At 73.3% G+C, this 23,444-nt stretch carries 21 protein-coding genes; 10 read left to right on the top strand and 11 right to left on the bottom strand.

Features of this window, described 5'->3' with window-relative positions; all coding sequences use genetic code 11:
* Window positions 1-146: 146 nt before the first annotated feature.
* The 3 genes from R3E88_02720 (at window position 147) to R3E88_02710 (ending at window position 4,348) form a co-directional block, all read left to right on the top strand.
* Window positions 147-1,574, top strand: coding sequence for an amidase (locus tag R3E88_02720; protein ID MEZ4215365.1), 1,428 nt, complete (start codon window positions 147-149; stop codon window positions 1,572-1,574).
* Window positions 1,568-2,968 (top strand): fumarylacetoacetate hydrolase family protein, encoded by a 1,401-nt coding sequence (locus R3E88_02715; protein ID MEZ4215364.1) that lies wholly within the window; start codon window positions 1,568-1,570, stop codon window positions 2,966-2,968. The genes R3E88_02720 and R3E88_02715 overlap by 7 nt, the downstream gene beginning before the upstream one ends.
* 183 nt (window positions 2,969-3,151) lie before the next feature.
* Window positions 3,152-4,348 (top strand): thiolase family protein, encoded by a 1,197-nt coding sequence (locus R3E88_02710; protein ID MEZ4215363.1) that lies wholly within the window; start codon window positions 3,152-3,154, stop codon window positions 4,346-4,348.
* A 105-nt stretch (window positions 4,349-4,453) separates the two neighbouring features.
* Here the strand turns inward: R3E88_02710 and apaG are convergent, their stop codons facing one another.
* The 4 genes from apaG to R3E88_02690 form a co-directional block, all read right to left on the bottom strand.
* Entirely contained in the window at window positions 4,454-4,843 is a 390-nt protein-coding gene (apaG, locus tag R3E88_02705; GenBank protein MEZ4215362.1) for a Co2+/Mg2+ efflux protein ApaG, read from the bottom strand.
* 60 nt (window positions 4,844-4,903) lie between these two features.
* On the bottom strand, window positions 4,904-5,731 hold the full coding sequence (locus R3E88_02700) for a thioesterase family protein (protein MEZ4215361.1): 828 nt from the start codon (window positions 5,729-5,731) through the stop codon (window positions 4,904-4,906).
* Window positions 5,732-5,757: 26 nt separating this feature from the next.
* On the bottom strand, window positions 5,758-6,243 hold the full coding sequence (locus R3E88_02695) for a glutathione peroxidase (protein ID MEZ4215360.1): 486 nt from the start codon (window positions 6,241-6,243) through the stop codon (window positions 5,758-5,760).
* An 87-nt stretch (window positions 6,244-6,330) separates the two neighbouring features.
* Entirely contained in the window at window positions 6,331-7,038 is a 708-nt protein-coding gene (locus tag R3E88_02690) for a fatty acid desaturase CarF family protein (GenBank protein ID MEZ4215359.1), read from the bottom strand.
* A gap of 128 nt (window positions 7,039-7,166) precedes the next feature.
* Here R3E88_02690 and R3E88_02685 point away from each other — a divergent pair, with 128 nt between their 5' ends.
* The 5 genes from R3E88_02685 to R3E88_02665 all read left to right on the top strand — a co-directional run bounded on the left by R3E88_02685 (window position 7,167) and on the right by R3E88_02665 (window position 12,471).
* A complete protein-coding gene (locus R3E88_02685) occupies window positions 7,167-8,672 on the top strand; it encodes a sulfatase-like hydrolase/transferase (protein MEZ4215358.1) in 1,506 nt (501 codons plus the stop codon).
* A 200-nt stretch (window positions 8,673-8,872) separates the two neighbouring features.
* Entirely contained in the window at window positions 8,873-10,057 is a 1,185-nt protein-coding gene (locus tag R3E88_02680; GenBank protein MEZ4215357.1) for an acyl-CoA dehydrogenase family protein, read from the top strand.
* Between the two features lie 14 nt (window positions 10,058-10,071).
* The gene (locus tag R3E88_02675; protein ID MEZ4215356.1) at window positions 10,072-11,235 is read left to right on the top strand and encodes an acyl-CoA dehydrogenase; all 1,164 of its coding nucleotides are present in this window, start codon (window positions 10,072-10,074) and stop codon (window positions 11,233-11,235) included.
* A gap of 35 nt (window positions 11,236-11,270) precedes the next feature.
* The gene (locus tag R3E88_02670; protein MEZ4215355.1) at window positions 11,271-11,750 is read left to right on the top strand and encodes a MaoC family dehydratase; all 480 of its coding nucleotides are present in this window, start codon (window positions 11,271-11,273) and stop codon (window positions 11,748-11,750) included.
* Window positions 11,751-11,784: 34 nt separating this feature from the next.
* A complete protein-coding gene (locus R3E88_02665) occupies window positions 11,785-12,471 on the top strand; it encodes a crotonase/enoyl-CoA hydratase family protein (GenBank protein MEZ4215354.1) in 687 nt (228 codons plus the stop codon).
* Window positions 12,472-12,490: 19 nt separating this feature from the next.
* Here the strand turns inward: R3E88_02665 and R3E88_02660 are convergent, their stop codons facing one another.
* Window positions 12,491-13,378, bottom strand: a complete 888-nt coding sequence (locus tag R3E88_02660; GenBank protein ID MEZ4215353.1) for an SDR family NAD(P)-dependent oxidoreductase — start codon at window positions 13,376-13,378, stop codon at window positions 12,491-12,493.
* A 157-nt stretch (window positions 13,379-13,535) separates the two neighbouring features.
* On the bottom strand, window positions 13,536-14,825 hold the full coding sequence (locus R3E88_02655; protein MEZ4215352.1) for an MFS transporter: 1,290 nt from the start codon (window positions 14,823-14,825) through the stop codon (window positions 13,536-13,538).
* A gap of 184 nt (window positions 14,826-15,009) precedes the next feature.
* Here R3E88_02655 and R3E88_02650 point away from each other — a divergent pair, with 184 nt between their 5' ends.
* A complete protein-coding gene (locus tag R3E88_02650) occupies window positions 15,010-16,098 on the top strand; it encodes an MBL fold metallo-hydrolase (protein MEZ4215351.1) in 1,089 nt (362 codons plus the stop codon).
* 23 nt (window positions 16,099-16,121) lie between these two features.
* Here the strand turns inward: R3E88_02650 and R3E88_02645 are convergent, their stop codons facing one another.
* The 4 genes from R3E88_02645 to R3E88_02630 are packed head-to-tail and all read right to left on the bottom strand — an operon-like array spanning window position 16,122 to window position 21,408.
* Window positions 16,122-16,541, bottom strand: a complete 420-nt coding sequence (locus tag R3E88_02645) for a nitroreductase/quinone reductase family protein (protein ID MEZ4215350.1) — start codon at window positions 16,539-16,541, stop codon at window positions 16,122-16,124.
* Window positions 16,529-17,923, bottom strand: coding sequence for a DUF1302 family protein (locus R3E88_02640; GenBank protein MEZ4215349.1), 1,395 nt, complete (start codon window positions 17,921-17,923; stop codon window positions 16,529-16,531). Before R3E88_02640 ends, R3E88_02645 begins: the two co-directional genes overlap by 13 nt.
* A gap of 7 nt (window positions 17,924-17,930) precedes the next feature.
* The gene (locus R3E88_02635) at window positions 17,931-18,764 is read right to left on the bottom strand and encodes an outer membrane lipoprotein-sorting protein (protein MEZ4215348.1); all 834 of its coding nucleotides are present in this window, start codon (window positions 18,762-18,764) and stop codon (window positions 17,931-17,933) included.
* A gap of 46 nt (window positions 18,765-18,810) precedes the next feature.
* Entirely contained in the window at window positions 18,811-21,408 is a 2,598-nt protein-coding gene (locus R3E88_02630) for an MMPL family transporter (protein ID MEZ4215347.1), read from the bottom strand.
* A gap of 212 nt (window positions 21,409-21,620) precedes the next feature.
* Between R3E88_02630 and R3E88_02625 the strand changes: the two genes are divergently transcribed.
* Window positions 21,621-22,835, top strand: coding sequence for an amidohydrolase family protein (locus tag R3E88_02625; protein ID MEZ4215346.1), 1,215 nt, complete (start codon window positions 21,621-21,623; stop codon window positions 22,833-22,835).
* Here R3E88_02625 and R3E88_02620 read toward each other — a convergent pair.
* A complete protein-coding gene (locus tag R3E88_02620; GenBank protein ID MEZ4215345.1) occupies window positions 22,832-23,374 on the bottom strand; it encodes a 6-carboxytetrahydropterin synthase in 543 nt (180 codons plus the stop codon). The genes R3E88_02625 and R3E88_02620 overlap by 4 nt on opposite strands.
* Between the last annotated feature and the right edge of the window lie 70 nt (window positions 23,375-23,444).

Here is a 23,444-nt window from a genome sequence, read left to right as displayed (position 1 = left end):
CCCGCCTCACCTGCCGCGCCCGTCGCGGCGCCGCGCCCCGCGCGCCACCCGCCCGCCGAGCGTAGGCCAGCGCGATCGGCCGCCAGGCCGCGCCCCTGCGCCGACGCGGCCGCTGCTAGGCTGCGCGCCCGCACGGAGGACCCGCGATGAGCATCGCCGACTACGAGGATCGCGACGCACTCGGCCTGGCCGAGCTGGTGCGCACGGGCGCAGCGAAGCCCGAGGAGCTCCTCGACTGCGCGCTCGCGCGCCTCGCCGAGCGCGATCCGAAGATCAACGCCGTGCCGATCCGGATGATCGACGAGGCGCGCGCCGCGATCGCGCGCGGCCTGCCCGACGGCCCGCTGCGCGGCGTGCCCTTCCTCCTGAAGGATCTCCATCTCCTGTGGAAGGGCGTGCGCACGACCAACGGCTGCCGGCTGTTCGCCGACCACGTCCCCGACCACGACAGCGAGATGGTGCGGCGGTACAAGGCGGCCGGGCTCGTCGTGTTCGGCAAGAGCGCCTCGCCGGAGTTCGGGCTGACGACGACGACCGAATCGAAGCTCTTCGGCGTCACGAAGAACCCGTGGAAGGACGGCGCGACGGCGGGCGGCTCGTCGGGCGGTGCGGCCGCGGCGGTCGCCGCCGGCATCCTGCCCGCGGCGAACGCGAGCGACGGAGGCGGCTCGATCCGCGTCCCGGCGAGCTGCTGCGGCCTGTTCGGGCTCAAGCCCTCGCGCGGGCGCGTGCCGTTCGGGCCGGACGCGGGCGAGGGCTGGAACGGCATGAGCACGATCCACGCCGTGACGCGCTCCGTGCGCGACAGCGCGGCGCTGCTCGATGCGGTCTGCGCGCCGGAGCGCGGCGCGCCCTACGCCGCACCGCCGCAGGCGAGGCCCTACCTCGACGAGGTCGGCGCCGCGCCGGGACGGCTCCGCATCGCGCTCCAGACGGACGCGTTCAACGGCGCGCCCGTGCACGCCGACTGCGTCGACGCCGCGCGCGCGACCGCGAAGCTCCTCGGCGAGCTCGGACACGACGTGCGCGAGGCGAAGCTCGACCTCGACTTCGCGCCGCTCGGCGACGCGACGCGCATCGTGATCGCCGCGCACCTTCGCGCGACGCTCGAGGCGCGCGGAGAAGCGCTCGGTCGCGCGGTCGTGCAGGACGACGTCGAGAACCTGTCGTGGTTCATGTTCCAGACGGTCGGGAGCGTCGGCGCGGCCGAGTACGCGAAGGCCGTGAAGCTCATCCACCAGAGCACGCGCGCCGTCGAGGGCTTCCTGGCCGACTTCGACCTGCTCGTGACGCCGACGATGGCCGGCCCGCCCTCGCCGCTCGGCCGCCTCTCGCTCAGCAACCCCGACGTGCCCGCGTTCCTGGCCGGGCTGCAGGAGTCGACCGCGTTCTCGCAGCTCCTGAACGCGTCGGGCAACCCGGCCGTCTCGGTGCCGCTCGCGTGGAACGCCGACGGCCTGCCCATCGGCAGCCAGCTCGTCGCGCGCTTCGGCGACGAGGCGACGCTGTTCCGCGTCGGCGCGCAGCTCGAGGACGCGCGCCCGTGGTTCGATCGGCGAGCGCCGCTGTGGTAGGCGCTCGCGCCGGCCGCCGCGCGCGCGCGATCCCCGCGCACGCCTCGCTCGCGATCGCGCTCGTCGCGGCCGCGGCCTGCAACGCGCCCGTCACGGATCCGCGCCGCCCGCCGCTCTGCGACGCGACGCCGCCGCCCGCGCGTCTCGTCCGCTACCTGTCCGCACAGGTCGACGACGCGCTCTCGCCCTCGTACGGCCTCGTGCTCGAGGACGTCGACGGCGTGCCGACGCGCGTCCTCAACGTGACGGCGTGGCTGCGCGACGCGGGCAACGCCGTCGCGACGCCCGCCGAGCCGCGGCGCGCGGCCTTCGCGCGCGAGCTCGAGGCCGCGCGCGCGCGCTGGGACGCGTGGCGCGTGCAGGCCGCGACGCGCGCACCGGGCGGCTTGGACCCGCGCTTCGCGCGCTACGTCGACGAGATCCTCCGCGAGGACGCGGACGAGCGCATCTGCGCGCCCATCGCGACCTCGCAGGCCGCGATCGAGAGCGGCGACGCGATCTCGATCGGCATCGGCCTCAACTACGCCGAGCACGCGCGCGAGGCCGGCGCCGAGGACGACTTCTTCGCGTTCGCGAAGGCCGTCGCGCCGACCGGCCCGTACCGCGACGTGCCGCGCGCCGACGGCGTCGCGCTGCTCGACTACGAGGTCGAGCTCGCGTTCGTCGTGCTCGAGGACCTCGATCTCGAGCAGCTACCGCCGCGCGGCGAGCTCGACGCGCACCTCGCCTATCTCCAGGTCGACGACGTGACGGACCGCGAGCCGATCGTGCTCGGCTCGCGCGCGCACTTCACGGAGGCGAAGTCGCGCCCCGGCTTCCTGCCGGCGGGGCCATGGCTCGTGCACGGCGCCGACCTGCGCCCCTTCCCGGGCGACTGCGCGCGACCGCTCGCGCTGACGCTCGAGGTCGAGGAGGCGAACGGTCCGCGCTCGCTGCGGCAGCGCTCGGACACGTCGCTCATGCGGCGCGACCCGCACGCGCTGCTCGAGTGGCTGGGCGCGCTCGCGCGCGAGCGCCTCGCGAGCGAGGACGCGCCCGTGATCGACGGCGTGCTGCGCGGCGAGCGGTGGCGGTTCCCGATCGCGAAGCGCGTCGGCGACCGCCTCGTGCTGCCGGCCGGGAGCCTGGTCGCGACGGGCACGCCGGCGGGCATCGCGATGCAGGCGCCGTCGCCGCTCGGCGCGGTCGCGCGCGGCCTCGCGCGCGCGCGCGGGCCGTTCGCGAACTTCGCCGCCGAGCAGCGCGCCCGGCTCGACGCCGAGGGCTATCTCGAGGACGGCGACGAGGTGGTCGCGCGGGTCGACGCGCTCGGCGCGCAGCGCTTCCGCATCGCGCCCGCGCGGCCGGCCGCGGAAGGCGCGCCCGCTCCCTTCGACCCCTGCGCGGCCCGCTAGCCCGGCCGCGGCGCGCGGCGCGGCGAGCCCGGTGCGCCCGGCGCCGCGCGCACGTTCGGACTCCGAGTCCCGCGCGAGCCGGGTATGCTCCGACCCCCGCCGCATCTCGGCCTCGCCGCTCGCGAGGTGGGGAGCGCCCATCTCGCGTCGCCGCGCGGGCGACGACGCCACCGGAGGAATCGCATGGCTCGCGAAGCCGTGATCGTCGACTGCAAGCGCACGGGGCTCACGAAGGCCCACCGCGGATCGTTCAACATCACGTCGCCCGTCGACTACGTCGCGCACTGCATGCGCGAGGTCGCCGCGTCGGCCCCGAACCTCGACCCGGAGGAGATCGAGGACGTCGTGCTCGGCTGCGGCTTCCCGGAAGGCGTGCAGGGCATGAACATGGGGCGCATCGCGGCGATGGCCGCCGGGCTTCCCGTGTCCGTCGCCGCCACCACCGTGAACCGCTTCTGCTCGTCGGGCTCGCAGGCCGTCGCGATGGCCGCGCACATGATCGTGAACGAGGGCGTCGAGGCGGCGATCGGCGCCGGCGTCGAGACGATCACGATGATGCAGGACGGCACGCAGAACACGACGCGCATGGTCAACGAGACGGCGCGCAAGCGCTTCCCGGGCCTCTACTTCCCGATGGGGCTCACCGCCGAGATCGTCGCCGAGCGGTACAAGGTCTCGCGCGAGGACCAGGACGCGTACGCGCTGCGGAGCCAGCAGCGCACCGCCCACTTCCAGGACAAGGGCTGGATGGCGGAGGAGATCGCGCCCATGACGGTCACGATGAAGAACATCGTGAAGGACGGCGACGACTACGAATCCGAGGTCGTCGTCGACCGCGACGAGTGCAACCGCGCGAGCACGACGCTCGAGGGGCTGACCAAGCTGCAGCCCGTGTTCAAGAAGGCGGAGGAAGGCGGCACGGTCACGGCCGGCAACGCCTCGCAGCTCTCGGACGGCGCGGCCGCGTGCCTGCTGCTCTCGTCCGACCGCGCGAAGCAGCTCGGCGTCGAGCCGCTCGGTATCTACCGCGGCTCCGCGATCGCCGGCTGCCAGCCCGACGAGATGGGCATCGGGCCGATCTACGCGGTGCCGAAGCTGCTCAAGCGCCACGGCCTCACGATGGCGGACATCGACCTCGTCGAGCTGAACGAGGCGTTCGCGTCGCAGGTGCTGCAGGTGCAGCGCGTGCTCGACATCCCGACGGAGAAGCTCAACGTGAACGGCGGCTCGATCTCGATCGGCCACCCGTTCGGCATGACGGGCGCGCGCCTGACGGGCACGCTCCTGCGCGAGCTCAAGCGCCGCAAGAAGCGCTACGGCATCGTGACGATGTGCGTGGGCGGCGGCCAGGGCTTCGCGTCGCTGTTCGAGTCCGCCTAGCATCGAGGCGGCGGCGGTTCGCGCGGGGGCGGTGGCCGGAGGCCACCGCCCCCTTCGCGTTCGGGCGGACGCGTGCGCGGCCGGCCCCCGCGCGCGGCGCGCGCCTCAGTGGATGGCGCGCCGCTCGCGCAGCTCGAAGCGCGCGATCGCGACGTCGAACTCGCGATCGTCCGCGGTCGTCATGCGGTAGCTGCCCTGCATCGCGCCGAACGGCGTCGCGAGCGGGCAACCCGACGTGTACTGGTAGCGGTCGCCCGGCTCGAGCACGGGCTGCTCGCCGACGACGCCCGGCCCGCGCACCTCCTGATGCCGCCCGGTCGCGTCGACGATCATCCAGTGACGCGACAGGAGCTGCACGGTGCGATCGCTCTCGTTCTCGATCGTCACCGTGTACAGGAAGAACCACTCGCTCTGCTCGGGCGCCGAGTGTGCGGGCGAGTACTCCGCCTCGACCGACACACGGATGCCGTCGGTGATCGCCGTGGACGTCGACAAGCGCCCTCCTCGCGCGAGGCCTCGACGCGCGGACGCTAGCAGCGCGCGCGCGCGCGCACGTCAGCCGGCCGGCGCGGGAGCGGGCGCGCACAGCATGTGCGAGCCCCCCGTCGCGAGCAGCCGGCCGTCGTCCGCGTAGACGGCACCCTGCGCACCCATGAGGCCGCCCCTCGCGAGCGGCGCCCGCACGTGCGCGAGCAGCCACTCCGCCCGCGGCGCCGCGTCGTGGAACCAGACGGTGACGTCGAGGCTCGGCGCGATGAACGCGCCGTCGGGGTGCGGGCCGCACGCGGCGGGCCACCCGAGCGTGTCGAGCAGCAGCAGCGAGCGCCCCGCGTCGACCCACGGGTCGTCGAACGTCGCGCGCGGTCGGAAGCGATACCACTCGATCCACTCGGGCTCGCGCGCCGTCCGCTCGGCCGCGACGCGCTCCGGGTCGGGGAACCGCTGCTCGAGGTTCTGCCAGAACGCGTGGCGCGGGGTGTCCGCCGGCAGCAGCGCGTCGACGCTCGGCAACGCACTCCAGTGCGGCGCGGGCGGCATCGTCGGCCGCACGTGCTCGAGCCCCGGCCCCTCGCGCGCCGTGCGCAGCAGCGCCTCGACGAGCACGCGTTCGCCCTGGACGATGCGCGCGCGCAGCAGCTCCGAACGGCGGCCCGCGCGCACGACCTCGACCTCCGCGACGGCCTCGTCGAACGCACCGACCGCGAGGAAGTGGCACGTGAAGCTCGACGGCCGGAGACGGGCCTCCGCACCGGCCGCGCGCAGCGCGATGGCGGCCACGTAGCCGCCGTTCGGGCCCCAGATCTCCCAGTCCGGGTCGAGGTGCGCGCGGTAGCGGCCGCCGCCGAGCGGCGCGACGCGGGTGTCGACCTCGAAGTCTCCCACCTGGCGGGCCTCCCGGCGCGCCGCTCCTACAGGAGCGACTCGATCTTCTCGACGAGCTCCTTCGCCTGCGGCTCGGTGCGCGGCTCGAAGCGCGCGACGGGCGCGCCGTCGCGTCCGATCAGGAACTTGCCGAAGTTCCACTTCACGTCGCCGCGGCCCTCGGGCGCGACGTCGAGCGACGTGAGCCACTGGTACAGCGGGTGCGCGCCCGGCCCGTTGACCTCGACCTTCGCGAACATCGGGAAGGTGACGCCGTACGTGGTCCGACAGAACGAGGCGATCTCGCTCTCGCTCCCCGGCTCCTGGCCGGCGAACTGGTTGCACGGCACACCGAGCACCGCGAGGCCGCGCTTGCCATGGGCTTCGTAGAGGCGCTCGAGCCCGTCGTACTGCGGCGTGAGCCCGCACTTCGAGGCGACGTTGACGAGCAGGACGACCTTGCCCTCGAAGTCGCGAAGGGAGCGGTCCTCCCCGTCGATGGTCGTGAGTCGGAAGTCGTGGAGCGTCGGCATGGATCCCTCTCTGCGCGATCGGCGATCGGCGGGCGGCGGGCGGCGCGCCGGGCGTCGGCGCGTTCGCACCCGTGCGCGCGCGGCATCCTACCTAGATCGCCCGCGATCGACGCGCAAGCGCCGCGCGCGGCGCAGGCGGCCCGCGCCGCGCACCGCTGCGCGCGCGGCGCGCTCGAGCCCGTCGAAGAAGCGCAGCCGATCGAGCGGCCCGTTCAGCCAGCCCGTGGTCACGCAGTAGCCGCGCCGGTGCGCGCCCGCGTGGTGCTCGGCGTGTCGCGCGGGCGCGAGCACGAGCCCGATGCGCTGCAGCGCGGCGACCGTCCGCGGCGCGCGCTCGGCGTGCGCCCAGCGGTGGAACAGGTTCGTGAGCGCGATGGCGAGCGTGAACAGGAGCGCGCCGACGATCGCCGCGCGCGCGGGCGGCGACGACGGCGCGAACGCGAACGCGGGCGCGATCAGCAGCACGCACGCGAAGCAGTTCTGGCCGCTCACCTCGACGAGGCCGCGGCGCGCGATCGCGCCCGGGTCGCGGTGGTGGTCGCGGAAGGCGCGGATCAACGTGGGGCCGAGCAGCGGCGTCGCGCGGTCGAAGAACGTGTCGGCGAACCAGTGCAGGAGGCCGGCGGCGAAGTCGGCGGCGACGAGCGCCGGGAGGACGAGGACCGCCGCCGTGGTCGCGAGCTCGGCCGGCGACGCCGCGCGCGCGCAGCGGAGCGCGAGCCACGACCAGGCGAGCGCGAACGCGATCACGCAGCCGCCGTCGAACGCGCGCTCGAGCGCGCTGCGCGCATGCACACGGACGCCGCCGCGCGCGTCGAGCCGCGCGCATGCACCCGCCGCAGCGCCGCGCGCCGCCGGCGGGACGACTTCGATGGGAGCCCGCTCGCGCATCTTCGCCCCACCCCGACGGCGCGCAGCGTACCATGCGCGAAGTGCCCGTCTTCGGTCGCGCTCGCATCGCCCGCCGCCTCGCCTCGGTGTCGCTCCTCGCGATCGCGCAGGCGGCGTGCGCGCCGGCCGATCCGCCACACGAGGAAGGCGGCGACGCGGCGCTCGGCGCGCTCGTCGTCAGCATCGACGCGCTCGGCGCGCGCCACGTCGGCGCCTACGACGCCGCGCACGCGACGACGCCGCGCTTCGACCGGCTCGCCGCGCGCGGCGCGCTCTTCGAGCGCGTCTACGCGCAGCAGACGTGGACGCTCACGTCCCACGTCTCGATGCTCTCCGGGCTCTACGTCGCGACGCACGGCGCCTCCTCGCACACGCCCGCGCGCGCGGGAACGCCGATGCTCGCGTCGATCCTGCGCGAGGAGGGCTTCGCGACCGCCGCGTTCGTGAGCGCAGGCGGCTACATGAAGCCCGACTTCGGGCTCGGGCGCGGCTTCGACGCCTACGTCGTGAACGACGACGGCGCAGCGACGCTCGATGCCGCGCGCGCCTGGCTCGCCCTGCAGGCCGCCGCGCGCGCGCGCGACCCCGAGCACCGGTTCCTCGCGTTCGTCCATTTCTACGACGTGCACTCCGACGTCGGCACGGAGTGGCCGTACCGCGCGCCCGACGACTTCGTCGCGCGCGTCTTCCCGGACGGCGTCGACTGGGACCGGCGCGGGGACACGCAGCTGCTCGTCGAGATGCGCCGCCGCGGCGACGCGACGCCGCGCGACCTCGAGGTGCTGCACGGCCTCTACGACGCCGAGGTGCTGCACGCCGACGAGCGACGGCTCGGGGCGCTGCTCGACGCGCTGCGCGAGCTCGCGCTCGACGCGAGCACGCTCGTCGTCGCGACCTCCGACCACGGCGAGGAGCTCTTCGAGCACGGACGCGGCTCGCACCAGAGCGCCTACGACGAGGTCGCGCGCGTCCCGCTCGCGATCGCCGGGCCGGGCGTCCCGCGCGGCGCGCGCGCCGCGGCGTGGAGCGAGCTCGTCGACGTCGCACCGACGGTGCTCGACGCGCTCGGGCTCGACGTCCCGGCCTCGATGCAGGGCGAATCCCTGCTCCCGCTGCTCGACGGACGCGCGGCGCAGTCGGCCGTCGCGCACGTCGACGGTCGCATGCCCGGGCTCTACGGCGACTACTCGAGCGCGATCGCGCGCGACGTCGAGGGCGTCCCGTGGACGCTCGTCGGCTTCGTCGATCTCGACCTAACGAGGACGACCGAGGACGAGCGCGCCTTCGCGCTGCGCGGACCGGGCGAGCTGTACCGCCTCGACGACGACCCGCTGCAGCGGCACGACCTGGCCGCGGCCGAGCCCGCCCTCGCGCGCCGGCTCGCCCGCGAGCTGCTCGCGTGGTACGACGCGAACGAGCGCGCCGCGGCGGCATTCGCCGCCCCGCCCGACGGCGGCGCCGACGCCGTGGCCCCCGGGCGCGCGCTGCTCTCGGACGCCGAGCGCGAGCGGCTGCGCGCGATCGGATACGCCGAGTGAGCCCCGACGCGCGCTGACTTCGAGTCCGCTCCGGCGCCCGTCCTTCGACGCCGCTCGCGACGCGCGCCGTCGCGCGCGAAGTGCGCCGCGGCGGTCCCGCGCGCGCGTCCGCGCGGTTATGCTGCGGCCTTCCCGCACTCGACATCGCGCCCCACCGCGGCGCTTCGCCGCGCGCGCGCGGAACCCTGGAGACCGCTTCGATGGACATGGACCTCTCCCCCGAGCACGTGCAGTTCCGCGAGGAGGTGCGCGCGTTCCTGGCGACCGAGATGCCGCCCGAGATGCGGCGCAAGGCGAAGGACGGCCACTACTTCTCGCACGAGGAGCAGATGGAGTGGCATCGCATCCTGTACCGGAAGGGATGGATCGCGCCGAACTGGCCGGCCGAGCACGGCGGCACGGGCTGGGACGTGACGCGCCGCTTCGTCTTCTCCGAGGAGCTCGCGCGCGCGAACGCGCCCGAGCTCTCGCCGTTCGGGCTCGTGATGGTCGGGCCGCTGATCATCGAGTTCGGGACGCCCGAGCAGAAGGCGCGCTTCCTGCCGAAGATCCTCTCGGGCGAGGAGGTGTGGTGCCAGGGCTATTCGGAGCCGAACGCGGGCTCCGACCTCGCGAGCCTGCAGCTGCGCGCGGAGAAGGACGGCGACGACTACGTCCTGAACGGCCAGAAGACGTGGACGACGAACGCGCAGTACGCCGACTGGATCTTCGTGCTCGCGCGCACGAGCCAGGCGGGCAAGCCGCAGGAGGGCATCTCCTTCCTGCTCGCCGACATCCACGCGACGCCGGGCATCGAGGTGAAGCCCTTCCTCACGACCGGCGGCACGATGGCCTTCTCGGAGACGTGGTTCAAGGACGCGCGCGTGCCGCAGACGAACCGCGTCGGCCCGGAGAACGGCGGCTGGTCGATGGCGAAGGCGCTGCTCGGCCACGAGCGCACCGCGATCGGCGGCGTGTCCGAGTCGCAGGGCTGGCTCGTGCACGTGAAGCGCATCGCGGCGAAGACGCCGCTCGGCAAGGGCACGCTGCTCGACGACCCGGCCTTCCGCCGCCGCATCGCGGCGCTCGAGATGCGCCTGCGCGCCGTCACGATGACGCAGAACCGCACGCTCGCCGCCGCGCAGCTCGGCCGCGCGCCCGGGCCCGAGAGCTCGATCCTGAAGCTCGTGGGCACGGAGACGTACCAGGAGGTCACGGAGCTCGCGATGGACGCGATGGGGCACGACGCGATGGGCTGGAAGGACGCGCCCGCCGAGGTGCTGCCCGAGTTCGAGAAGTGGATCGCGTCGCGCTTCAACTACCTGCGCGCGTGCACCATCTACGGCGGCAGCAACGAGATCCAGCGCAACGTCGTCGCGAAGCAGATCCTGCGGCTCCCGAGCTAGGCGAGGAGGACCCCGTGAACTTCGATCTCTCCGACGAGCAGCAGATGCTCGTCGACACCGTGGCCAAGTTCGTCGAGAACGACTCGCCGGTCGCGCGCTTCCGCAAGCTGCGCACGACGGAGCGGACGTGGGAGCCCGCCGTCTGGCGGAGCATGGGCGAGTTCGGCTGGCTCGGCATCGAGCTGCCCGAGGACCAGGGCGGCTTCGGCGGCGGCTTCGTCGACGTCGCGCTCGTGCTCGAGCAGCTCGGCCGCGGCCTCGTGCCCGAGCCGTTCCTCCCGTCGGTCGTGCTCGCGGGCGGGCTCCTCTCGCGCCTCGGCACCGACGCGCAGCGCGAGCGCTTCCTCGCGCCGATGGTCGAGGGCGAGGCGTCGCTCGCGCTCGCCTACGCGGAGCGCCAGAGCCGCTACGCGACGACCGACTGCCTGACCACGGCGAAGCCGAGCGGCGCGGGCTACCGCATCGACGGCGCGAAGACGTGGGTGCTGAACGGCCACGCGGCCGACCACGTCGTCGTCGCCGCGCGCACGTCCGGCGACCAGCTCGACGCCGACGGCATCACGCTCTTCGTCGTCGACGGCGACGCGAAGGGGCTCACGCGCACGAACGCGAAGGGCATGGACGGGCACACGACGGCGCTCCTGCGCTTCGACGGCGTCGAGGTCGACGCCGATCGCGTGCTCGGGCCGGTCGGCGGCGCGGCTCCGCACCTCGAGTGGACGATGGACCGCGGCGCCGCCGCCGCGTGCGCGGAGGGGCTCGGCTGCGTGACGGAGCTGTTCGAGCGCACCGTCGCCTACCTCAAGCAGCGCGTGCAGTTCGGCGTGCCGATCGGGAGCTTCCAGGCGCTGCAGCACCGCGCGGTCGACATGTTCGCCGAGGCGGAGCTCTGCAAGTCCGCGATGATCCTGGCCGCGATCCAGGTCGATGCCGACGACGCCGAGGAGCGCATGGCCGAGGTCTCCGCGGCGAAGTGGCAGCTCACGCGCGGCGGCTGGTACGTGCAGGAGAACGCCATCCAGCTGTTCGGCGGCATCGGCGTCACCGACGAGCAGGACGAAGGCCTCTACTTCAAGCGGCTGCGCGTGCTGCAGGGCCTGTTCGGCGACGCCGACCACCACACCGCGCGCTTCCAGTCGCTCGCGCGCTTCGACGCGGCCCTCCGCGCCGAGGCCTGAACGCCGGCGCGTCGCGCCGCGAGGAGGATCGAGGAATGGGGACCCACGCCGAGAACGCGCTCGCCGTGTTCCAGAAGTCCGCGGGCATCGAGGTCGGGCCGGGCGAGTGGCTCGAGATCGACCAGTCGCAGGTCGACGCGTTCGCCGACTGCACGCACGACCACCAGTTCATCCACGTCGACCCCGAGCGCGCCGCGAAGACGCCCTTCGGCGGCACGATCGCCCACGGCTTCCTGACGCTGTCGCTGCTGCCGAAGCTGCAGGCCGGCCTGCCGACCGAGGCCGGCGCCTATCAAGGCCTCGCGATGGCCGTGAACTACGGGCTCGACAAGGTGCGCTTCCCGAGCCCCGTGCGCGTCGGCAAGCGCGTGCGCGCGCGGCGCGAGCTCGTCTCGGCGGAGCTCGTCGCGGGCGGCAGCGCCGTGCAGGTGAAGCAGAAGGTGACGATCGAGATCGAGGGCGAGGACAAGCCCGCCTGCGTGGCCGAGGCGCTGACGCGCTTCGTCTACGCCTAGCCGGACGCGCGACGCGCGCGGGGGACGGAAGCCGATGGAGCGCGTGACGACGGAGCTGCGCGACGACGTCGCGCTGCTCGTGTGGGACGACGGCAAGGCCAACACCTTCTCGCGCGCATCGATCGCCGAGGCGAATGCCGCGCTCGACCGCGCCGCCGACGCCGGCGCGAAGGCGATCGTGCTGACGGGGCGGCCCGGCACCTTCTCCGCCGGCTTCGACCTGAAGGAGCTCGGGCGCGGCGGCCCCGAGGCGAACGATCTGCTGCGAGCGGGAGCGGGCCTGCTCCTCCGCGTCTACGGCTCGCCGATTCCCGTCGTCGCGGCCTGCACCGGCCACGCGCTCGGCATGGGCGCGCTGCTGCTCCTGTCGTCGGACGTGCGCATCGGCGCGGACACGCCGTGCAAGATCGCGCTCAACGAGAGCCGCATCTCGATGCACCTGCCGACGTTCGCCGTCGAGCTCGCCGAGGCGCGCCTCTCGAAGCGCCACCTCACGCGCTCCGCGATCCTCGCGCAGATCCACGCCCCGGCGAGCGCCGCCGAGGCCGGCTTCCTCGACCGCACCGCGCCCGCCGAGCGCCTGCTCGACGACGCCCTCGCCGAGGCCCGCGACATCGCCTCGTTCGCGGGCAAGCACGTCGCGCGCACGAAGCAGGCGTTCCGCCGCGCGCTGATCGAGCGCGTCGCGGCGTCGATCGAGGCGGAGTTCCCGGTTCGCTAGGCGGCCGGCCCGCCCCGCCTCACTTCTTGGCCACCACGCCGTCGTAGTAGGCGTACGGTGCCTTCGCGAGTCCGAACGGCTCGAGCTTGCGGCCGAAGTGCGCCTTGAAGTGTTCGCGCACGCCGGCGACGTCCCAGCCGTCCTCGCGCAGGAGCGTGTCGCCGTAGGCGGGCTGCTTCATGACGCCGAGGCGTTGCATGCCGGTCGCGATCACCTGGCCGGTGACCCAGCTGCCTTCGTCGCTGATCAGATAGGCGACGGCCGGACCGTTGAGCGCCGGGTCCCAGTAGGGCATCTCGATGTCGTTGCCGTCGGCGTCCTTCGCGGTCTGCGTCATGCGCGTCGAGCCGCTCGGCGCGATGCAGTTCACGCGGATGCCGTAGCGCGCGAGCTCGCCCGCCCACGTGTACGTCATCGAGGCGATCGCGCCCTTCGCCGCCGCGTAGTTCGTCTGGCCGAAGTTGCCCATGTGCGCGCCCGACGTCGTGTTGACGATCGAGCCGCCGGTGCCCTGCTCGCGCATGCGGTTGGCCGCGGCCTGGCTGCACCAGAACGTGCTCTTCGCGTGGATGCGGAAGACGTCGTCGAACTCGGCGTCGGTCATCTTGAGGAAGGAGCGGTCGCGCACGATGCCGGCGTTGTTCACGGCGCCGTCGATGCGCCCGAACGCCGCAACGCACTGCGCGACGAGCGCCTCGCAGCCGGCGCGCGTGCCGATGTCGTCGCCGTTCGCGACGGCGCGCCCGCCCGCCTTCTCGATCTCGGCGACCGCGGCTTCGGCCTCTGCGAGGTCGACGTCGTTCACGACGACGTTCGCGCCCTCGGCGGCGAGCACGGTGGCGTGGCCCTTCCCGATGCCGCGGCCCGCGCCCGTGATGACGACGCACTTCCCTTCGACGATGCCCATGACGCTCTCGCTCCTCCGCGTTCGACGTGCCGGATGGCCGCGACGGCGCCGCGGCGGCCGCCCATTGGACCACGACGACGCGCGCGGCGCCACGGGCGCGCGGAGGCGTACGCTGCCGGCGCGCGTCCACGCGCGCGCGTGCGGCGGAAGGCGGGCGCTAGACCGCGCGCTCGGCCGAAGGCGCCGCTTCGACCGGCGCGGCCGATGCGGCGGCCCGACCGGAGAGCGCGACGAGCGCGGCGGAGGCGGCGAGCGCCGCCGCGCACACGACGAGCATCCACGCGTAGTCGCCCGTCCGGTCGTGGATCGCGCCGCCTAGCACCGGCATCGCGATGCCGAACGGCAGGAGGCACAGGTTCGAGAGACCGAGCACGGTGCCCACCGCCGTCGCGCCGAAGCGCTGGGTGAGCAGCAGCGAGTAGACGGGCATCGCGCCGCCCGAGGTCGCGCCGAACGCGATGGCGACCGCGACGGCCACGCCGACGCCCGGCAGCGCGAGGTAGGCCGCGAGGCACGCGGCGAGCGCGCCGAGCACCGCGACGAGCACGGCGCCCGGCCCGCGTCGCTCCGCGAGCGTGCCCCCCGCGATCGCGCCGCCGATCGCGAGGAGCTGCGCCACCCCGACGACGGTCGCCGAGGCCGTCGTCGACGCGCCGCGATCCTGCAGGAACGGTGCGAGGTGCACGCTCCAGCCGCTCACGGTGCCGAAGCCGATGCCCATGCCGAGCGCGACCATCCAGAAGTGGCTCGCGCGCACGAGTGCACGCGGCGTCCACACCGCCGCGGCCGCGAGCTCGTCGGGCGGCGGGACCGCGGGCGCGGGAGCGCCGACTCCGGATCGCTCGGGAGCGCCCTGCGCCGCGATGCGCGCCGGCCGGGCGCCGAGCGCGGCGGGAATTCCGGCGAGCACGGCGGGCACCGCGATCGCCGCGGCGAGCCCGGCGAACGCGACGAGCGTCGTGCGCCATCCGTAGGCTTCGATCGCCGGGCCGGCGACGCTCGCGAACACGAGGCCGCCCACGTTGACGCCCGTGTTCGCGATGCCGAGGGCGCGTCCGCGGCCTTCGTCGAACGCCTTGCCGATCACGGCGGCGGTCGTGAGCGGGCCGAGCATCGGGACGCCCGCGCCCGTGAGCACGCACGCCGCCGCGAGGCCCGCGAGCGACTGCGCGCGCGACGCGACGAGGAGCCCCGTCGCGAGGATGGCGGCGCCCGTGAGCATGACGCGCCGCGCGGGCGCGCGGTCGAGCCACAGGCCGACGCCGATGCCCGACACGCCGAGCATCATCACGAGCAGCGCCGCGCCCGACGACACGGCGCTCGTCGCGGCGTCGAACTCGGTGGCGACGGGGCGCACGAACAACGTGAACGAGCCGACCGTCGCGCCGATCGCGACGGCCTGTCCGAGGAACGTCGCGACGACGATGCCCAGCTCGCGGCGGCTCATGGGGCGCGGATCGTACACGAGCGCCCCGCCGGCTCCGCGCAATTCGTCGCGCTTCGGAGCCCGGCGCGGCGCGCTCGCGCCGCCTCGGCGCGCGCCCGGTCGCGCCATCGCGCGCGAGAATTCCCGCGCGCCCGCGCGCCGCGTTCCGTAGGCTTCGCGACCGACCACGCCGAGGAGGAACCCCGTGTCCGCGCACCGAACCCGACTCGCCGCCTTCGCCGTCGCCGCCGCCGCGCTCGCGGCGACCACCTCGGCCTGCGCGCTGCGCGACGCGATCGCGGCGCGCCTCGTGCGCCGCGCCGTCGAAGCGAACCTGCGCACGAGCCTGCTCGACGACCTGCCCGACGGCCTCCACGTCGGCCTGTGCGGCGCGGGCTCGCCGCTCCCCGACCCCGAGCGCGGCGGGCCGTGCGCGGTCGTCGTCGCCGGGCGCCGGGTGTTCGTCGTCGACGCGGGCGCGAACGCGTCGCGCACGCTCGCGCGCATGCGCGTGCCGCAGGGCGCGATCGAGGCCGTGTTCCTCACGCACTTCCACTCCGATCACATCGACGGCCTGGGCGAGCTCATGCTGCAGCGCTGGGTGAACGGCAACGCGGCTGCGCCGTTGCCCGTGCACGGGCCGACCGGCGTCGAGCGCGTGGTCGCGGGGCTGCGCGAGGCGTATGCGCTCGACGCGGGCTATCGCGTCGCGCACCACGGCGAGGCGGTGGTGCCGCGCGCCGGAGCCGGCGGCGAGGCGCGCGCGTTCGCCGAGCCGCCCGACGGAGAGAGCGCCGTGCTCCTCGACGATGGCGGCGTGCGCGTCGTCGCGTTCCGCGTCGACCACGCGCCCGTGTCGCCGGCGGTCGGCTACCGCTTCGAGTACGGCGGGCGCGCCGTCGCGATCAGCGGCGACACGAAGCGCTCCGCGAACGTCGAACGGTTCGCACGCGGGGTCGACGTGCTCGTGCACGAGGCGCTCGCGCCGCGGATCGTCGCGTGGATGACCGAGGCCGCCGAGGCGGCCGAGCGACCCGCGGTCGCGAAGATCACGCGCGACATCCTCGACTACCACACGACGCCGGTCGAGGCCGCGCAGAGCGCGAGCGCGGCCGGTGCGCGCCACCTGCTCCTGACGCACGTCGTGCCGCCGCTCCCGATCTCGCTGCTCGAGGGCGTCTTCCTCGAAGGCGTCGCCGACGCCTTCGACGGCGGCGTCACGCTCGGCCGCGACGGCGTGCTGGCGAGCTGCGCGACCGGGGGCGACGAGGTCGAGATCCGGGATCTGCTGTAGACCGCGCGCGCCCGGCGGGCGGGCTACGGGTCGAGTCGCACGGGCACGGACTGCGACGCGTCGACGAGCATGCCGACCCAGGCGTCGCGCCAGCCGTAGCGCGCGCGCAGGGCTGCGCGCAGCCGCGCGCGCTCGCGGTCGTCGTCGACGACGACGGCGCGCGCCTCGCGTCGCTCCCCGTCGACGACGATCGCGACGCGCGGCTCGCGCAGCGCGTCGACGAACCACGGGTTGTCGCGCGCCCCGGCCTCGACCCAGAGGGCGCCGTCGCGCACCGCGTACCAGACGTGCGTCGAGCGGAGGTGGCCGTCCTCCGCGCGGGTCTCGATGCGCGCGACGTCGCTCCACTCGAGGGCGACCCACGTCGCGACGGCGAAGGCGACCGCGAGCGCGAGCGCTCCCGCGGCCACGCCGCGCACCGCGCGCACGCTCAGAAGCTCCACTTCGCCGAGAAGAGCAGCCGGTCGTTGCGGCCGTAGCCGTCGAGGAAGCCGTCGGGAGAATCCTGGAAGAGCAGGATGCCGAGGCCGACGGTCAGCGCGTCGCGCACGTCGTAGGACACGTCGAGCCTCACCACGGAGCCGTCGCTCGGATCGACGTCGAGCGCGTAGCCGAGCAGCGTGACGTGGAGCGTGTCGTGCCAGAAGTTGCGCGTGATGCGGAGCGCGAGCTCCTGCTGGTCCTCGCGCGCGAAGTCGGGGGCGGCGCGCATCGCGGGCTCGTGCCCGAACAGGTGCCGGTTCGCGATCTCGAACACGATCGTCGTGTCCGTGAACCCGTAGTACTCGACGCCGACGAGCGCGTCGATGCGCTGCTTCTCGTCGTCGGCGGCCGCGAAGCCGAGACCGTCCAGGAAGGCGAGCTCGTACTTGAGCAGCCAGCTCCCGACGGTGTAGTTGCCGCCGCTCCCCACCATCCACAGGCGGTCGTGCACGAGCTGCCCGGTCGCGGCGTCGACGCGCGCGAGATCGTTCCAGAACCACGCCGCGTGGAGCGAGACGTCCCAGCCGGGGAAGATGCCGAGCAGGCGCGCGGCGAGCTCGCCGTCCTCGAAGTCCTCGGGCTTCACTTCGCGCAGCTCGACCGTGCCGGGATAGAAGTCGCTCCCCACGACCGGCGAGCGGTCGAAGCGGATCTCGGGAATCGCGATGGCGGTGAGCGACCAGTCCCCGGCGTAGCCGTCGACCTTCAACATGCCGAGCGGGCGGCGGAGATCCTCGATGTCGACGCGCCCCGGCTCGCGGTTGTCGAGCGGGTTCAACACGTCGAGGACGCGCAGCGTCTCGCTGCGTCCCCAGATGACGACCTGCCGACCGAGCTTCACGTCGATGCGGTCGTGGACCTTCGCCTGGATCCAGGCTTCGCCCACCTCGCCGTCGAGCTCGTAGAGGTCGAGCACCCGCTCGGTGTAGTCGCTGCGGCCGTTGATCGCGTAGGCGGGGTCGTAGAAGCCAAAGCCCTCGACGCGGACCTTGCCGTCGCGGAGCCACGGCGCCTCGGGGACGTCGACCTCGAGCGCGAGGTTGCCGCGCAGGCGCAGGCGCTGGAGGCCTCCGTAGTCCGTGCCCGTGTCGGAGCGGTGGCGGCGGTAGTTCACCGAGCCGCTCAGCTCCACGCTTCCGGAGACGTCCCACCAGCGCGCGGTCTCGTCGTCGAGCGCGGCTTCGTCGACGGCGAACGCGTCGTCGTCGCCGTCCTCGAAGCCGCCGAGGACGTCGTCCATGTCGTCGGCGCGCGCGCCGCTCGCGAGTGCAACGAGCACCGCGGCGCCCGCGACGAGGGCGCGCGCGCGCGCGGCCGCGCATCCGGAGGCGCGCGACGGCATCGACGCGCTAGAGCCCCTTCTCGAGGCGGCGCACCGTGAACAGGTCCTCGGGGAGATCCTGGCCGAAGCGCACGTCGCTCGAGCGCAGCACGGTGCGGTGCAGGGTCTGCTTGCCCTTCTTCGTGGTCATCGTCATCTCGGTCGCGACCCAGATGCCGTCGATGCGGTCGAGCTTCTCGACCTCGAAGTACTTGAGCCGCTTCCCCTTCTTCACGAAGGCGACGCTGCGCACGACGACGTAGTTGTCCTTGCGCACGAACTGGACGAGCTTCTCGTACCCCGTCTCGTCCTTCTCGCGCTCGGTCGTCGGCACGGACTCGATCTGCCACACGGGATGTCCGTCGACCTCGCCCTCGCCGACGAGCGTGTACGCGTACTCGTCGACGGGGCGGTCCGTCATGTCCGCATAGCTGAAGTCGGAGCCCATGAACGCGCCGCTCTTGTCGGAGGACGCGATGCGCTTCGTGCGCGAGAGCGCGGGCAGGTAGAGCCACTGGTCGTCGTCGCGTTCCGGGTCGTCGTAGTCGTAGGTGAGGAAGCCCGTGTCCTCGACGTCGGCCGGCGACAGGAAGAAGAGGATCGACTGCTCGTCCTCGCCGACGTCGCGGCCGAACGTGCGCAGCCGCCGCACGCGCTGGCTGCCGCCCTTGTCGATCAGGATCATCTCCATCTCCATCGTGGAGCGGTCGCCGTCGTCGCGCGCGTCGACGCGCTCCATGATCTCGCGCGCGGTCGGCGCCGCGTCGTCGGCGACGGCGGCGCGCGCCGGCGCGAGCGCGGCGAGAGCGGCGAGCGCCGCGAACGCGAGAGCGGCGGCAGGCGGGCGAAGCGCGGGGTCCACGGCGTCCTCCGGGTGCGAGGCGGCTGCGAGCGGGGCGGCGCGGAGTCTACGCGGCCTCGCGCAGGTCGGCAGGCGCTTCGTCCGCGCCGCGCGCGCGCGCGCCCTCGGGCCCGAAGGGCTCGAAGGTGAGCACGAGCGCGGGCATGAGCAGGAAGTCGGCGACGAGCGCGGCCGAGATCGTCGTCGCGAGCAGGATGCCGTACATCGCCTGACTCGCGAGCACCGAGAACGTGAGCACGAGGAATCCGGCGACGAGCGCGACCGACGTCAGCACGAGCGCGCGACCGACGTCCTGGAGCGCGTCCTCGAGCGCGCGCGCATAGCTTCCCGACGCGAGGAACTCGTGCCGGTAGCGCAGCAGCAGGTGGATCGTGTCGTCGACGGCGATGCCGATCGCGACGGCGGCGATCATCACCTTGCTGTAGTCGAGCGGGATGCCGGCGAAGCCCATGACGCCCAGCGTGAAGAGGACGGGCGCCACGTTCGGCACCATCGAGATCACGCCGAGCCGCAGCGAGCGGAAGATCAGCACCATCATCGCCGCGATCACGACGAACGCCGTGCCGAAGCCCTGCACCTGGCTCGAGACGATGTAGTCGAGGAGCTTGAGCCAGAGGGCGCCGATGCCCGTGAGCTCGACCGTCGTCTCCTCGAGCGGGTTCGCGGCGAGCTCGCCGTCGAGCTGCGCGACGAGGGCGGCCGTCTCGCTCACCGGCGCGAGCGCGAGGCGGAACTCGACGCTCGCGCGGCGGTAGTCCGAGGAGACGTACTCCTCGGCCTCCTCGCCGCCCGACATCTCGTAGAGCAGCAGGTACTGCGCGACGAGCTCGCGCGACTCGGGGAGGCGGTACCAGGCCGGGTCGCCACCGTGGAAGGCCTGGTTCAGATCCTTGAGGATGTCGACGAGCGAGTACGACTTGCGAACGAGCGCGCCGCGCTCCTCGCCGATCGCCTGCAGGCGCTCCATCTCGCGCAGGACGGCCGGCTCCTTGATGCCGTCGGCGCGCCCCGAATCGAAGAGGTAGATGATGTTGGTCGTGCCGCCCATGACGCGGTCGACGCGCTCGGTGATGGCCTTGAGCTCGACCCGGTCGGAGAAGTCGTCGAGCCAGTTCGTGTCGACGACGAGGCGCGACATGCCGACGAGCGAGACGACGGCGACCGCCGCGAAGCCCACGAGGATGGCGCGGCGGTGGCGCACGTCGAAGGCCGCGATCGCGGCGAGCGCGCGCTGCGCGCGCACGCCGCCCTTCGCGGCCGCGGCGCCCGGCGCGCGGCGCTCGAAGAGCGCGAGCACGAGCCCGGCCGCGACGCCGCCCGCCGCGAGCGCGCCCCCCGCCGCGAGCGCCGTGCCCTGCCCCTCGAGCGCGCCGAAGCCCGCGAGCGCCGCGAGCGCGCCCGCGATGCCCGCGAGCTCGCGCCGCCCCATCGAGAGCAGCGCCATCAGCAGCGTGAGCGACAGCGCGAACGCCACGAGCACGCCGAACGCGTTGTAGACGCCCGAGTGCGAGATGCTCTTGATCGGCGCCGAGCTCATCGCGAGGAAGCCGACCGAGGTCGTGAGGCTCGTCAGCAGACACGGCGTGCCGAGCAGGTAGAGCGTGCGCACGAGCGCCTCGCGCCGGTCGCCGAGGCGGCGGTGCCGGGCGCGGAACTCGGACAGGATGTGGACCGAGTGCGCGACGCCGATCGCCGTGAGCAGCGTCGGCGTCGACCCGAAGCTCATGTCGAGCTTCCAGCCGATCGCGGCGATCAGCGCGACGCACGCGATCACGCTCGCCTGCAGCACGACGAGCGGCGCGAGCGCGCCGAGGAACGAGCGGAACGTGAGGAGCAGGATGAGCCCGATCACGAGCGAGGTGAACAGGTCGAGCGTGCCGCTCTCCTCGTCGATGATGCGGTTGTAGATCGCGTTCAGCGGCACGTCGCCCGAGTGGTAGAACTCGATGCCCTCGTACTCGGGCCGCGCGAGGATGGCCTCGATCGCGTCGTCGGTCGCCTGTGGGTAGAGGTTGTCGAGCGCGTCCCCCTTCTCGGGGTCGACGCGGATCTCGTCGAGCGGGTCGGTGCTCGAGCGATCCATCTCGACGATGATCGCGCCGTACTGCGCGTCGGCGCTCACGATGCCGCCGACGAGCATCGGCTTCGCGAGGAACGCGTCGCGCAGCGCGAGCAGCTCCTCCTGCGTCTCCGGGAAGTCGTCGACGATCTTCGCGATCTCGATGCCGTCGGCGGTGCCGCGCACGAGCTCGGCGTTCGCGGGTGTCGTCACCTCGTAGACGAAGGGGACCTCGTCGGCGATCGCCTCGGTGACCTCCGCGATCCGGCGCATCACCTCGAGGTTCCACGGGCCGTGCTCGAAGCCCGGGGCGCGGTAGAGGATGTACGACACCTCGTCCGAGCCGAAGTCCTCGCGGAAGCGCTCGTACGCGAGATAGGTCGGATCCTGCGGGTCGAAGTAGGCCTCGTAGCTGTTGTCGATGCGCGCGCTCGAGGCGAGCCACATGCAGCCACCGACGACGACCACCGCGAGCGCGAGCACCCCCCAGCGGAAGTCGAAGCACGCACCCGCGAGACGCGCGAAGAGCTCGTTCAGGCGTACGACGAGGTCCGGGCTACGCGGGGCGTCGGGACCGATCGGCATGTCGTCCTCTCTCGCGCGCTCGCGCGCGATCGTTCGGGCGCCCTTCGCGACGGCACGCCGCGGCGGCGCGCCGCGTCTTCCGTACGGCGCGCGCGCATCGTACCTCCGGCGCGCACGCATCGTGCAACCAAGGATTGCGGGACGCTTCGCGGCGTGGTCGGGCGGCGCGCCGGCCGGTAGCCTTGCGAGCCCGAGCCGAGAGGAGACGCGCGATGCCGAGCACGCCCCGCACCGTCCAGAACGAGGTTCCCCGCCTGATCAGCGTCGACGACCACGTCGTCGAGCCCGCGCACGTCTGGGAGTCGCGCCTCCCGGCGAAGTACCGCGAGGTCGGGCCGCACGTCGTGATCGCGCCGCGCGGAGAGTTCAAGCTCCACGACGGCGTGTACCGCGAGGAGCCGGGCGACGGGAAGGACATGGCGGTCTGGTGGCACTACGAGGACCACCGCTTCCAGCTCAAGCAGATCATCGCGTGCCCCGGCCTCCCGCCGGAGCAGGTGCGCGCGATCGGCGTCACGTTCGACGACATCGCGAAGGGCTGCTGGGACCCGAAGGCGCGCATCGCCGACATGGACCTCAACCACGTCGAGGCGTCGCTGTGCTTCCCGAACTATCCGCGCTTCTGCGGCCAGCTCTTCGCCGAGCGCAAGGACAAGACGCTCTCGAAGCTGTGCGTCGAGGCCTACAACGACTGGATGGTGGAGGAGTGGTGCGGCGACAGCGCCGGCCGGCTCATCCCGCTGTGCGTCGTCCCGCTGTGGGACGCGAAGCTCGCCGCCGCCGAGATCCGCCGCAACGCCGCGCGCGGCGTGCGCGCCGTCGCGTTCTCCGAGATCCCGGCCTGGCTCGGCCTGCCGTCGATCCACACGTCGTACTGGGACCCCTTCCTCGAGGCGTGCCAGGAGACGGGCACCGTCATCTGCATGCACATCGGCTCCGGCACGAAGACCGTGAACACCGGCCCCGACGCGCCGACGGTCGTCGGCGCCAACCTGATCGCGTGCAACAGCGTGTCGTCGATGATCGACTGGCTCTTCTCCGGAAAGTTCGTGAAGTACCCCGACCTCAAGGTGCTGTACGCGGAGTGTCAGATCGGCTGGATCCCGTACTTCGTCGAGCGCGCCGACGACACCTGGCAGACGCACCAGTGGGCGCAGGGCGAGTCGCGCATCCCCGAGCCGCCGTCGCACTACTACCGCCGCAACGTCCACAGCTGCTTCTTCAAAGACTCGGTCGGCATCGAGATGATCGACAAGATCGGCATCGACCAGGTGATGTTCGAGACCGACTACCCGCACCAGGACGGCACGTTCCCGCACTCGAAGAAGGTCGCGGAGGAGCTCTTCGGCCACCTCGACGCCGACGGCGTGCGCAAGATCGCGCGCACGAACGCGATCGACCTGTTCGGGCTCGACCTGGCTCGCTAGGCCTGGGTCGCGAAGTAGACGCCGCGCTGCCCCGGCGTCTCCGACACGGCGACGCGCAGCCTTCGCACCTGCGTCGCGCCGAAGCGCTCGGTGAGGCGCCGCACGAGCTCGCGCCCGATCCACGACGCGAAGTTCTCGGCCGACGTGTTGTTGAAGGGCAGGATCACGACCTCGTCGCTCGGCGCGAGGTAGCGCGCGGCGCGGTAGACGACCTCGGTGTGGCCGTCGTCGCGCCGCTCCACGCGCAGCTCCGGGTGCTCGCCGGGCACGACCCAATGCTCGTCGAGCTCGTCGCACAGCTCGCGGATCACGGGCTTCACCTCGATGAAGTCGATCACGAGGCCGCGGTCGGTGAGGTCGCCCTGGATCTCGACCTCGACGTGGTAGTTGTGGCCGTGCAGGCGTTCCTTCGACCCGTCCGGAAAGATCAGGAAGTGGGCGCAGGAGAACTTGAAGTACTCCTTGTCCATGTCGATCGCCCAGCTCTCGCGCAGGCCCGCGGGCGCGCGGCGCGCCGGGTCGTCGGTGCGGTCGGACATCGGGGCGGCTCTCCTCGACGCGTCTTCTGCGCAGGCGCGCGCACGCGAGCGCGGCGCGCGCCGCGAGAGT

The sequence above is a fragment of the Myxococcota bacterium genome (assembly GCA_041389495.1).
Classification (GTDB): Bacteria; Myxococcota_A; UBA9160; order UBA9160; family UBA4427; genus JAWKRT01.
Note: the sequence above shows the minus strand (reverse complement) of the source record. Positions and strands in the feature narration are given on the sequence as shown.

Excerpts from the sequence above, each read along its gene's own strand:
- R3E88_02720 (MEZ4215365.1), top strand. The coding sequence starts at position 147 with ATGAGCATCGCCGACTACGAGGATCGCGACGCACTCGGCCTGGCCGAG.
- R3E88_02710 (MEZ4215363.1), top strand. The coding sequence starts at position 3,152 with ATGGCTCGCGAAGCCGTGATCGTCGACTGCAAGCGCACGGGGCTCACG.
- R3E88_02695 (MEZ4215360.1), bottom strand. The coding sequence starts at position 6,243 with ATGCCGACGCTCCACGACTTCCGACTCACGACCATCGACGGGGAGGAC.
- R3E88_02685 (MEZ4215358.1), top strand. The coding sequence starts at position 7,167 with ATGCGCGAAGTGCCCGTCTTCGGTCGCGCTCGCATCGCCCGCCGCCTC.
- R3E88_02680 (MEZ4215357.1), top strand. The coding sequence starts at position 8,873 with ATGGACATGGACCTCTCCCCCGAGCACGTGCAGTTCCGCGAGGAGGTG.
- R3E88_02670 (MEZ4215355.1), top strand. The coding sequence starts at position 11,271 with ATGGGGACCCACGCCGAGAACGCGCTCGCCGTGTTCCAGAAGTCCGCG.
- R3E88_02665 (MEZ4215354.1), top strand. The coding sequence starts at position 11,785 with ATGGAGCGCGTGACGACGGAGCTGCGCGACGACGTCGCGCTGCTCGTG.
- R3E88_02660 (MEZ4215353.1), bottom strand. The coding sequence starts at position 13,378 with ATGGGCATCGTCGAAGGGAAGTGCGTCGTCATCACGGGCGCGGGCCGC.
- R3E88_02655 (MEZ4215352.1), bottom strand. The coding sequence starts at position 14,825 with ATGAGCCGCCGCGAGCTGGGCATCGTCGTCGCGACGTTCCTCGGACAG.
- R3E88_02640 (MEZ4215349.1), bottom strand. The coding sequence starts at position 17,923 with ATGCCGTCGCGCGCCTCCGGATGCGCGGCCGCGCGCGCGCGCGCCCTC.
- R3E88_02630 (MEZ4215347.1), bottom strand. The coding sequence starts at position 21,408 with ATGCCGATCGGTCCCGACGCCCCGCGTAGCCCGGACCTCGTCGTACGC.
- R3E88_02625 (MEZ4215346.1), top strand. The coding sequence starts at position 21,621 with ATGCCGAGCACGCCCCGCACCGTCCAGAACGAGGTTCCCCGCCTGATC.
- R3E88_02620 (MEZ4215345.1), bottom strand. The coding sequence starts at position 23,374 with ATGTCCGACCGCACCGACGACCCGGCGCGCCGCGCGCCCGCGGGCCTG.